The following is a 12396-nucleotide window of genomic DNA, read 5'->3' as shown; positions in this document are numbered from 1 at the left end:
TGAACAGCGGGATTTCAAAGAAAAGGAGAAAGGACGGAGGCCAGCGATTCTTTTGCTGATCGGACAACATTCATGGAGGAAAGCGCGTCACTGCTTAATGGCTTGGATTCAGCTAGGTCCACCGCCAATTCCTTTTCTGCATCTGCTATAAATGCCCGGTCAAATACCAGACAATTAATTTCACTATTTAAAAAAAGGCTGCGTTTATCAAAATTAGCCGTACCGATATCACAGATTGTATCATCAATAAGTATCACTTTAGAATGGTAGAACCCTCTTTGGAATTGCATGATTTCAGCCCCATCTTTTAATAGTACCCGGAAGTAGGGAAAGGATGCTTCTTTGACAAGGGCATGGTCTGATTTTTCAGGTACGATGACCGTTACGGAAACATTGCGTGCAAGGGCCTCCCTTAATTCTTGAAATAGAGTTTCACTGGGAATGAAGTATGGAGTCCCGATGATGATTTTATTATTGGCTTGCTGAATCATGCGTGCTAAGGACTGTTCAAGATCACTTCCATTCGTGACAAAAACCTGATGTACCTGCGACCCGGGAGTCAATGTCGGGAAATAGGCAGGTGTTCCCCTGTGATCCTCGTTTGTATCATAGAACCAATCCGAGAGGAAGACTTCCTGCAGGTCCCTTACCCCCTCCCCGGTCATTTTCAAATGATAATCCCTCCAAGGGTTGAGCTTTTCCCCTTGGTTAATATACTCCTTACCGATATTAAAGCCCCCAAGATAGCCGATTTTGCCGTCTATCACAGTAATTTTTCGGTGATTTCTTTTTTGTATTGTATAGAAAAGGAAAGGAAGTTTCGGTTTAAAGCTAAAAGAAAAATGAACCCCGCTTTTAGTTAGCTCCTGAATGGTTTTGCGGGAAATCTTTTTACTTCCAACCCAATCTACTAAAAGTCGCACTTCCACGCCCTCTTCCGCTTTTGATTGCAGTAACTTCAAAAAATCCTTGCTGAATTTATCATTTTTCACAATATAAAAAAGGATATGGATGGAATGCTGGGCTCGCTTGACTTCTTTCATAAAATCATCAAACAGGATTTTTCCTGATGTGAATATAGTCATGTCACTGTTCCGAGGCGGGGATTTAATGTTGGTTGCCTGCTTCATATAACGCTTATGCCCTAACTTAAGATCAACCCAGCACCAAGTGAAGATCAATAAAAATATAGAGGCAATCGTAGTGATAATCTTCAAAAAAAATCCCCCCTAAATGATTTCATTTAGTTTGGCTCAAATTCCCTGTTAGTAACCATTAAAAAGCGGGGAGAGGAACCTCAATTTTTTTTAGAATACAAAAGGGAAATTAACGGAATTGTCGAACTATACAATAAGGTGTAGAAAAATCAAATATGTTTTTAGAAGAAAAAAGTTGACTGAATGCTCATTCATTATATAATGGAGTTAATTAAATTTCAGAAAAATGCCAAATTTTCTATTTTATTTAAATGGCTGCCTTTTGGCATTTTACAATTTACAAAAAGGGGGAAAGACTGCATGGAAATGAATGGCTTGCTGTGGATCAACTTAACTGCATTCCTGATTGTAACCGCTTACGCCGCGGGTTTATTTATCTATTTGGTAAGGACTCGTATAGCTTATATAAAACTTGGCAAAAAAGTGGAATTCGATAACCGTGTGAAAGATCGTCTTGTGAAAATAGGGGTTTATGTATTTGGACAGAAGAAGCTCTTTAAAGATAAGAAAAGCGGAATCATACATGCCATGTTATTTTATGGTTTCATCTTAGTGCAATTTGGGGCACTGGACTTCTTCATTAAAGGCTTAAGACCGGGATGGCATTTACCGTTTGGCCCTGTTTATCCGGCCTTTACTTTCTTCCAGGAAATTGTGACGCTTACCGTTCTTGTCGCAATCCTATGGGCGGCATACCGTCGTTATGTCGAGAAGCTCGTTCGCTTGAAAAGGGATCTCAAAGCAGGATTGGTTGTCATCTTCATTACTGGAATCATGATTACCGTGTTACTGGGGAATGGAATGGGAATGATCTGGCATGAACACGATGCAACTTGGTCAGAGCCAGTCGCATCAAGCATTGCTTTCCTTTTTGGCTGGATGGGAACAGCAGCGGCAACAGTTGTTTTTTATGTAGCTTGGTGGCTGCATTTACTGATCATATTATCGTTCCTTGTTTATATCCCGCAATCTAAGCATGCCCACTTGATTGCCGGTCCGATAAATGTATTCCTCAATCGCCTGGACAATCCGGGAAAATTGAAGCCGGTTGATTTGGAAGAAGAAGTTTTCGACAAAGAAGGCAATCAATATTACGGCGCCAAATATATCGAAGACTTGACGCAATATCAAATGGTGGACCTCTATGCCTGTGTGGAGTGCGGGCGTTGTACGAATATGTGCCCTGCTACTGGTACCGGTAAAATGCTGTCACCGATGGATATCATCATCAAGATGCGTGACCATTTAACAAATACAGGCGCTGCTGTTACAACGAAGCAGCCATGGGTGCCATCTTTTGTTTTTGGGAATACGGAGGGAAATAAGATAGCTCTAGCGAGTGCCGCAAAGGGGGCGCAGGAATCAGCTGCAGCGACCGAAGCATACAGTCCGAGCCTGATTGGCGAAGTCATTACGGAAGAAGAACTTTGGGCATGTACGACTTGCCGGAACTGTGAAGATCAATGCCCGGTAATGAATGAACATGTCGACAAAATCATCGATATGCGCCGTTATCTGGTATTGACAGAGGGTAGGCTGGATCCAGATGCACAACGTGCCATGACAAATATCGAACGTCAAGGAAACCCGTGGGGGCTTAACCGTAAAGAGAGAGAAGATTGGAGAAGCCTTCGGGAAGATGTCAGCGTTCCTACCGTGAAGGAATTACAAAAGGCAGACGAGGAATTCGAATATTTATTCTGGGTAGGTTCAATGGGATCATACGATAACCGAAGCCAGAAGATTGCCCTTTCCTTTGCAAAATTATTGAATGAGGCGGGCGTCAAATTTGCAATCCTTGGAAATAAGGAGAAAAACTCAGGGGATACTCCTCGTCGATTGGGAAATGAGTTTGTTTTTCAAGAGCTTGCCATGAAGAATATAGAAGAATTCCAGAAGAATGAAATCAAGAAAATCGTAACGATCGATCCGCATGCATACAATATTTTTAAGAATGAGTATCCGGATTTTGGCTTGGAAGCTGAAGTGTATCACCATACTGAATTGTTAGCCAAACTTGTAAGTGAAGGCAGATTGGTGCCTCAGTATCCAGTGAATGAAACGATTACATTCCACGATTCCTGTTATTTGGGAAGGTACAATGAAGTATATAGCCCGCCGCGTGAAATTTTACAATCCATTGACGGTGTGAAACTTATTGAGATGGAGCGTAACCGTGAAAAAGGGATGTGCTGTGGAGCTGGAGGCGGTTTGATGTGGATGGAAGAGGAAACAGGAAACCGCATCAATGTGGCACGTACTGAACAAGCACTCGCCGTCAGTCCAACAGTGATCAGTTCCGGATGTCCTTATTGCCTGACCATGCTATCTGATGGGACGAAAGCAAAAGAAGTTGAGGAAAATGTTAAAACGTATGATGTAGCTGAACTGCTCGAAAAAGCGGTCATTGGTGAAAATAAATCGATTGCATCTTAATTTAAAACGGAATGCCTGCTTCTTCTATATGGAATGAGTCAAATGGAAGCAGGCAATTTTTAAATATTTACAAACTAAATATTTTAATTTTTGTAAAAATTATGTAAGATGATATTAAGCGCTTACAAAACGATTTTTTTTAACTTCATATTGAGCGAGCGTTCAATCAATGTTATTGAAGGGGGAAATAATGATGGCAAAAACAGTGATTATTAGTGGTGTGAGAACACCTTTTGGTAAATTTGGCGGCGGCCTCAGCAGTTTGACAGCATCTCAGCTTGGTGGAATAGCAATTAAAGAGGCACTTGATCGGGCAGGGGTTGATGGCGGGCAAGTAGGCGAGGTCATCATGGGGAATGTACTTCAAGCGGGCCAAGGTCAAATACCGTCACGACAGGCAGCACGTCATGCTGGAATGCCTTGGGAAGTGAAAACGGAAACCATTAATAAAGTATGTGCATCAGGACTTCGCAGTGTTACATTGGCTGATCAGATCATTCGCTTAGGTGAAGAAGAAATCATTGTTGCCGGAGGAATGGAATCGATGAGCAATACGCCTTATATTCTTCCAAAAGCAAGGTGGGGCCTAAGGATGGGAGATGCACAACTTAAGGATACCATGATTTCGGATGGACTTAGTTGCAGCTTTACAGGCGTTCATATGGGCACTTACGGAAACAGTACTGCCGAAGATCTTGAAATCACCCGTGAGGAACAGGATAGCTGGGCTTACGAGAGTCATCAAAAAGCGATAAAAGCAATCGATGGCGGTATTCTTGCAGAAGAAATCATTGCCGTACAGGTGCCGGTGCGAAAAGGCGAACCAATTACCATCGAACATGATGAAGGCCCAAGAAAAGATACATCTGCCGGGAAGTTAGCTAAATTAGGTCCAGCTTTTAATAATGAGGGAACCATTACGGCAGGTAATGCACCTGGCGTCAATGATGGGGCAGGAGCACTCGTATTGATGAGTGAGGAACGTGCGGAAAAAGAAGGGAAAACGCCTTTTGCCTATATTGTGGCTCATGCAGAAGTGGCAGTGGAAGCAAAGGACTTCCCTAAAACGCCAGGTTTGGTCATAAATGAAATCCTGAAGAAGACAGGTAAATCGATAGAGGATATTGATTTATTTGAAGTGAACGAAGCATTTGCAGCGGTTGCACTCGCCAGTGGAAAAATTGCCAACATCGAGCCTGGAAAAGTGAATGTTAACGGCGGTGCTGTAGCATTAGGTCACCCAATCGGGGCAAGTGGTGCTCGCATCATCATTACGCTGATGCATGAATTGAAACGCCGCGGAGGAGGATTGGGCATCGCAGCGATCTGTAGTGGAGGCGGGCAGGGAGATGCCATTTTAATCGAAGTGCCAAAACAAGGATGATAGTTTCATAGATAAGTGAGGAGGGGTTTTCATGAGCATTCAAAAAGTGATGGTCATTGGTGCGGGACAGATGGGATCTGGCATTGCCCAGGTTTGTGCAATGAGCGGTTATGAAGTACTTTTACACGATTTAAAAGAAGAATATGTAGAAAAGGGACTAGGGACAATTACCAAGAATCTTTCCCGTCAAGTAGAAAAAGGGAAAATGGGGCCCGGGGAAAAAGATGCGATCCTTTCCCGTTTGACATCATCGACGGATTTAAAAAATGCAGCTGCCGTTGATTTAGTGATTGAAGCGGCAGTGGAAAATATGGAAATAAAAACAAAAATATTCGCCGAGCTGGATGAAATCACGCCGCAGCAGGTCATTCTTGCATCCAATACTTCTTCGCTTCCGATTACTGAGATAGCCGCTGCCACGAATAGGCCGGAAAAGGTAATTGGCATGCATTTTATGAACCCCGTTCCAGTCATGAAGCTGGTTGAGATCATCCGTGGCCTTGCTACATCGGATGAAGTTTATAAAGAGGTTGAAAAGATGGCTGAAACCTTGAACAAGGTACCGGTGGAAGTCAATGATTTTCCAGGTTTTGTAGCGAATCGGATTTTGATGCCGATGATCAATGAGGCCATCTATACACTTTATGAGGGCGTCGCTACTAAAGAGGCGATTGACGATGTAATGAAGTTGGGAATGAACCATCCCATGGGCCCGCTTACGCTAGCTGACTTCATTGGGCTCGATACATGCTTATACATAATGGAAACCCTTCACCAGGGGCTGGGAGACGATAAATACCGACCGTGTCCGCTGTTAAGGAAATATGTGAAAGCAGGGTGGCTAGGCAAGAAAGCAGGACGTGGATTTTATGAATATAACCAATCATAGAAAGCATTTGCAGCTAGGGAGGAGTGAAGGAATGGATTTCAAGTTTACCGAAGAACAGGAAATGATGCGGAAGATGGTAAGCAATTTTGCAGAAAATGAGATTACACCTCATATCGAGACAATGGAAAGGGGAGTGTTTCCAAAAACGATCCTGCAAAAAATGGGTGGGCTTGGTTTGATGGGAATCCCCATTCCAGAAAAATACGGTGGCGCAGGTATGGATTTCATGTCGTATATCATCGCCATCAATGAGATTTCCAAAGTAAGTCCAACTCTTGGTGTCATACTGTCCGTTCATACTTCTGTTGGCACAAATCCAATCGTTTATTTTGGAACGGAAGAGCAGAAGCAAAAATATGTGCCTAAGTTAGCCGCTGGTGAATATCTGGGAGCCTTTTGCTTAACTGAGCAAAGCTCGGGTTCAGATGCCGCGAGCTTGAAATCCAAGGCAGTAGCGGTAAAGGAAGACGGAAAATATCGAATAAATGGGTCCAAGGTTTTTATCACCAACGGCGGGGAAGCGGATGTGTTTATTGTTTTTGCTTCAACCGATCCTCAGAAGGGAAGCAAGGGAATCTCTGCTTTTATCGTAGAAAAAGGGACGCCAGGCTTAATCATCGGTAAAGATGAACGTAAAATGGGCCTTCATGGTTCGAGCACCGTACAGGTGACGTTCGAGGATATGAAAGTGCCTGCTGCCAATCTCTTAGGCAAAGAAGGTGAAGGCTTTAAAATTGCAATGGCCAACTTGGATGCTGGAAGGATTGGCATTGCTTCTCAAGCTCTGGGAATTGCAGAAGGCGCCATGGAACATGCTGTCCAATATGCAAAAGACAGGGTTCAATTTGGCAAACCCATTGCAGCACAACAGGGGATCGGTTTCAAACTGTCCGAAATGGCAACAGGCATAGAAGCATCAAGGCTACTGGTCTATCGGGCGGCGTATTTACGCTCAAGTGGATTGAAGTGCGGTAAAGAAGCGGCCATGGCTAAGCTATTTGCTTCGAGGACGGCTGTCGATGTGACGATAGAAGCAGTCCAAGTGTTCGGAGGCTACGGGTATACAACAGAATATCCGGTCGAGCGCTATTTCAGGGATGCAAAGGTAACCGAAATTTATGAGGGAACGAGTGAAATACAGAGAATGGTCATCAGTAAGAGTCTATAAATACGAAAAAGACGGGGGACATGGTCATGCAATTTAAACTAACGGAAGAACATGAAATGATTAGGAAGATGGTACGCAACTTTGCCCAGAATGAAGTGGCTCCGACAGCTGCTGAGAGGGATGAAGAAGAACGATTTGACCGAGAGATTTTCGATAAAATGGCTGAACTTGGACTGACAGGGATTCCGTGGCCAGAGGAATACGGCGGAATTGGAAGCGATTACTTAGCGTATTGCATAGCGATTGAGGAACTTTCCCGCGTTTGCGCTTCTACTGGAGTGACTCTATCAGCCCATACTTCGCTTGCAGGGTGGCCAATATATAAATTTGGTTCTGAAGAGCAAAAACAAAAATACCTTCGCCCGATGGCACTGGGGGAAAAAATCGGTGCATACGGCCTTACTGAACCTAGCTCAGGCTCAGACGCAGGCGGTATGAGAACGTCTGCAAAGCTTGTAGGTGATGAATATATTATCAGCGGTTCGAAAATCTTCATTACGAACGGCGGGATTGCTGATACATATGTCGTCTTTGCATTGACAGATCCTGAATCGAAACAAAAAGGAACGAGTGCCTTTATCATTGAAAAGGACTTCCCGGGTTTTAGTGTTGGTAAAAAAGAGAAGAAGCTGGGAATCCGTTCATCACCGACCACGGAAATCATCTTTGATGAGTGCCGAGTTCCTAAAGAAAACCTTCTTGGAAAAGAAGGAGAAGGCTTTAAAATTGCGATGATGACGCTTGATGGGGGCCGTAATGGAATTGCAGCACAAGCTGTAGGCATAGCCCAAGGTGCACTGGATGCCGCAGTTGACTATGCAAAAGAGCGCGTACAATTCGGCAAGCCAATTTCTGCACAGCAAGGAATCGGTTTTAAATTGGCGGATATGGCAACGGGTGTTGAAGCTTCAAGGCTATTAACCTATCAGGCTGCCTGGTTGGAATCAGTGGGCCTTCCTTATGGAAAAGAGTCGGCCATGTCCAAACTCTTTGCTGGAGATACAGCAATGAAAGTGACGACGGAAGCCGTGCAGGTTTTCGGTGGTTATGGTTATACAAAAGATTACCCAGTGGAGCGGTATATGCGTGATGCGAAAATAACCCAGATCTACGAAGGTACACAGGAAATTCAAAAGCTGGTCATCTCAAGGATGATTACTAAATAGTATTGAAATCGAGGTTTTCCGATGAGGCATCGTCCTTACCGGAATACCCTTTTCAATTTCTTCGGAAGTATGTCTTTGGTAATTAATTGAAGGGATTCAAAAAAGGGGTTTGAAAATGGAAAAAAGAGAAGTTCTTGCATCGGTAAAGGATGAGCGGCTGGTTGAAAAAAGGCGTACACAAATGATTAAAGGGGCGGTGACCCTTTTTAAGGAAAAGGGATTTCATCGAACGACTACCAGGGAAATTGCCAAAGCCGCTGGCTTCAGTATTGGCACGTTATACGAGTATATCCGGACCAAGGAAGATATATTATATCTCGTCTGTGACTTTATCTACGATGAAGTCCAGGAAAAGCTTCAAAAAGAAATAGAACAGAGTGATGGGACACTTGAAAGTTTGAAGCTGACGATCGCTTACTTTTATAAAGTGATGGATGAAATGCAGGACGAAGTGCTGGTCATGTATCAGGAAGTGAAAGCTCTGACGAAAGATGCTTTACCTTATGTTCTGAACAAAGAAATTCGGATGGTGGGCATGTTCGAAAAGGTCATAACGAAGTGTGTTGAGAATGGGGAGCTATTGTTGACGGAAAAACAAATAAGCCTTGTTTCACATAACATTTTTGTTCAGGGACAGATGTGGAGTTTCAGAAGATGGGCTTTGCATAAAAATTACACGCTTCAAGAGTATGTTGAACTGCAGACGCAATTATTGATTCAAAATGTATCGCTTCAGAAAAGTCTCTGATATAAAAACGTTTCAATAAGGAGGAGCTAAATGAGTACAGTTGAGGTGTATAACCCGAAGAACCATATCAGATTCGTTACAGCTTCGAGTTTATTTGATGGACATGATGCATCTATCAATATAATGAGGAGAATCCTTCAGTCCAGCGGGGCGGAAGTAATTCACTTAGGACATAATCGTTCGGTGGAGGAGATCGTGAATGCTGCCATTCAGGAAGATGTTCAGGGAATAGCCATGTCATCTTATCAAGGCGGTCATGTGGAATATTTTAAATATATGTATGACCTGCTGAAAGAAAAGGGAGCCGAGCACATTCGGATTTTTGCCGGAGGTGGCGGTGTCATCATCCCGAAGGAAATTAAAGAACTCCATGATTATGGGATTGCCCGCATCTTTTCTCCTGATGAAGGGCGGGAATATGGGCTTCAAGGCATGATAAATGTATTGATGGAGGAGTGTGATTTCTCGACTGTCAAACCATCTTTACAGGAACGCTTTGATGAATTGATTGCAGGGGGAACAAATGCCATTGCCCAATTTATTACCTTTGCTGAAAATAGACTCGACGCTTCAAAGGAATCTGCAGCAGCGGTGGAGAGTCTTTTTGAGCAGATCAAGACTTCCGAAAAGAAGGTTCCTGTTCTTGGGATTACAGGGACGGGCGGCGCTGGAAAAAGTTCGTTGACTGATGAATTGATACGGAGGTTCATTAACGAAATTCCAGACGAGAAAGTCGCCATTCTATCTGTCGACCCGACCAAACAAAAAACAGGCGGTGCCCTGTTAGGTGACAGGATTAGAATGAATGCGATTTTTTCAGAGCGAGTTTATATGAGGAGCTTAGCCACGCGTCATTCAAAAAGTGAGTTGTCTTTGGCGATAAAAGATGCCATTTCAGTCGTGAAGGCAGCTGGATTCGACCTAATCATCGTTGAAACGAGCGGAATTGGTCAGGGAGATGCAGAAATTGCCGAAATATGCGATGTATCCATGTATGTAATGACGAGTGAATTCGGTGCGCCTTCACAACTCGAAAAAATCGATATGATTGATTACGCAGACTTGATAGTCATTAATAAATATGAGCGTAAAGGCTCCGAGGATGCAAAAAACCAAGTTCAAAAACAATATCAAAGAAGCCGTACGCTTTTTGATCAAGATCCATCGGAAATGCCGGTATACGGTACAATAGCTTCCCAATTCAATGACCCAGGAACAAATGCATTATTCGCAGCACTGATTGAAAAGCTTAATGAAAAATCAGGGACGGGTTGGATTACTGCCTTTTCGAAAGAAGCGGATGTCTATAAGCAAAATGTCATCATTCCAACCGATCGCCGTTATTATTTACGTGAAATCAGTGATACGGTCAGATCGTATCATAAACGCGCGACTGAACAAGTACGTATTGCCCGCAGGCTTTTCCAGCTTGAAGGAGCTATTGAAACAGTTAAGGAAAATGATGGTAACGAAGGCATTGTGGCTTCTTTAGAGAATTTGAAAAAGGAAACCGCTTCAAATCTATCACCTGAATCTAAAAAAATCCTTTCAGGATGGATGGATTTAAAAGAAAAGTATGCAGGGGAGCAGTTTGTAACGAGAGTCAGGGATAAGGAAATCGTCACAAAGCTGAAAACTAAAAGTTTATCAGGTTTAATGATTCCGAGAGTATCATTGCCTAAATATGTTGATTATGGAGAAATCTTAGGATGGGTATTCCGTGAGAACGTTCCCGGCTTCTTTCCTTACACAGCGGGAGTCTTTCCATTCAAGCGTGAAGGGGAAGACCCGAAGCGGCAGTTTGCCGGTGAAGGATCGCCCGACCGGACCAACAGGCGTTTTCATTATTTGTCAAAGGATGATAATGCTAAACGGCTAAGTACGGCTTTCGATTCTGTAACTTTATATGGCGAGGATCCTGATCATCGGCCTGATATCTATGGAAAGGTAGGGGAAAGTGGAGTCAGTATCTGTACGTTGGATGACATGAAAAAGCTTTATGCAGGCTTTGACCTTTGCCACCCCTCAACCTCTGTATCCATGACCATCAATGGACCGGCACCGATCATTTTGGCCATGTACATGAATACGGCAGTCGATCAGCAGATTCAACGGAAAGAAGAAGAGCTAGGCCGCCCCCTTACGGATGCCGAAGCAGAAGAAGTGCAGGCTTATACTCTTCAAACGGTACGCGGAACCGTTCAAGCGGATATTCTGAAGGAGGACCAAGGCCAGAATACTTGCATCTTCTCTACGGAATTTGCCTTAAGGTTAATGGGAGATATCCAAGCATATTTCATTGATCGGAAAGTCAGGAACTACTACTCTGTATCCATTTCTGGCTATCACATTGCTGAAGCGGGTGCCAATCCCATTTCACAGCTGGCTTTTACATTAGCGAATGGCTTTACTTACATCGAATATTATTTAAGTCGCGGAATGAATATTGATGACTTTGCCCCGAATTTGTCATTCTTCTTCTCAAATGGGCTTGACCCGGAATATACGGTTATCGGGAGGGTGGCAAGAAGGATTTGGGCGACAGTCATGCGGGATAAATATGGTGCGAATGACCGTAGCCAGAAGCTGAAATACCACATACAGACTTCAGGGCGCTCCCTTCATGCGCAAGAAATTGATTTTAATGATATTAGAACGACACTACAGGCTTTAATGGCACTACAGGACAACTGTAACTCGCTGCATACTAATGCGTACGATGAAGCTATCACGACGCCTACTGAAGAATCCGTACGCCGGGCAATGGCCATACAAATGATCATTACAAAGGAGCATGGGCTCTCAAAAAATGAAAACCCGATGCAAGGTGCCTTTATCGTAGAGGAATTGACGGATCTGGTTGAAGAAGCTGTACTGCAAGAGTTCGATCGGATCAATGATCGAGGCGGGGTGTTGGGTGCTATGGAGACACAGTATCAGCGCGGGAAAATCCAGGATGAATCCATGCATTACGAAATGAAAAAGCATACGGGTGAATTGCCGATCATTGGGGTCAATACGTATTTGAACCCCAATCCTCCTTCCGAGGAAGCTGTGAACAGCATGGAAATTGCCCGTGCAACAAAGGAAGAAAAGGAAGGGCAAATCATAAATCTCCGGGCATTCCAGGAAAGGAATAAGGAGTTCACGGATGAGGCGCTAACTAAACTGAAATTGGCAGCCATGAATGGGGAAAATATCTTTGCTGAACTGATGAACTGTGTGAGAGTGGCCAGTCTTGGCCAGATAACCAGGGCGCTATATGATGTAGGCGGTCAGTATCGAAGAAATATGTAGAGCAAGAAGGGGGGGCACCGATTTTTAGGGGCCCCTTTTTTAAATAATTTCCGTCTTTTTTAACAAAATGAAGATTTTACCTTATAATTAT

At 43.6% G+C, this 12396-nt stretch carries 8 protein-coding genes; 7 read left to right on the top strand and 1 reads right to left on the bottom strand.

The window, feature by feature from the left end; translation table 11 throughout:
* Nucleotides 1–14 precede the first annotated feature (14 nt).
* On the bottom strand, nucleotides 15–1217 hold the full coding sequence (gene cls, locus ACFX4L_RS05975; protein ID WP_377404177.1) for a cardiolipin synthase: 1203 nt from the start codon (nucleotides 1215–1217) through the stop codon (nucleotides 15–17).
* A 306-nt stretch (nucleotides 1218–1523) separates the two neighbouring features.
* Here cls and ACFX4L_RS05970 point away from each other — a divergent pair, with 306 nt between their 5' ends.
* The 7 genes from ACFX4L_RS05970 to icmF all read left to right on the top strand — a co-directional run bounded on the left by ACFX4L_RS05970 (nucleotide 1524) and on the right by icmF (nucleotide 12305).
* Nucleotides 1524–3653, top strand: coding sequence for a (Fe-S)-binding protein (locus tag ACFX4L_RS05970; protein ID WP_377382804.1), 2130 nt, complete (start codon nucleotides 1524–1526; stop codon nucleotides 3651–3653).
* 193 nt (nucleotides 3654–3846) lie between these two features.
* Nucleotides 3847–5037, top strand: a complete 1191-nt coding sequence (locus ACFX4L_RS05965; RefSeq protein ID WP_377404174.1) for an acetyl-CoA C-acetyltransferase — start codon at nucleotides 3847–3849, stop codon at nucleotides 5035–5037.
* 31 nt (nucleotides 5038–5068) lie between these two features.
* Nucleotides 5069–5926 (top strand): 3-hydroxybutyryl-CoA dehydrogenase, encoded by an 858-nt coding sequence (locus ACFX4L_RS05960; RefSeq protein ID WP_061465754.1) that lies wholly within the window; start codon nucleotides 5069–5071, stop codon nucleotides 5924–5926.
* Between the two features lie 31 nt (nucleotides 5927–5957).
* Nucleotides 5958–7094 (top strand): acyl-CoA dehydrogenase, encoded by a 1137-nt coding sequence (locus ACFX4L_RS05955; protein ID WP_284469182.1) that lies wholly within the window; start codon nucleotides 5958–5960, stop codon nucleotides 7092–7094.
* 26 nt (nucleotides 7095–7120) lie between these two features.
* Nucleotides 7121–8260, top strand: a complete 1140-nt coding sequence (locus ACFX4L_RS05950; protein ID WP_089362035.1) for an acyl-CoA dehydrogenase — start codon at nucleotides 7121–7123, stop codon at nucleotides 8258–8260.
* A 115-nt stretch (nucleotides 8261–8375) separates the two neighbouring features.
* Nucleotides 8376–9008, top strand: coding sequence for a TetR/AcrR family transcriptional regulator (locus ACFX4L_RS05945; RefSeq protein WP_061465749.1), 633 nt, complete (start codon nucleotides 8376–8378; stop codon nucleotides 9006–9008).
* A gap of 30 nt (nucleotides 9009–9038) precedes the next feature.
* Complete coding sequence (gene icmF, locus ACFX4L_RS05940) at nucleotides 9039–12305, top strand: fused isobutyryl-CoA mutase/GTPase IcmF (RefSeq protein ID WP_377404171.1); 3267 nt, start codon at nucleotides 9039–9041, stop codon at nucleotides 12303–12305.
* Nucleotides 12306–12396 lie beyond the last annotated feature (91 nt).

This window comes from Peribacillus sp. YIM B13482 (assembly GCF_042787975.1).
Classification (GTDB): Bacteria; Bacillota; Bacilli; order Bacillales; family DSM-1321; genus Peribacillus; species Peribacillus simplex_A.
This window is presented reverse-complemented; position numbering and strand designations above follow the sequence as displayed.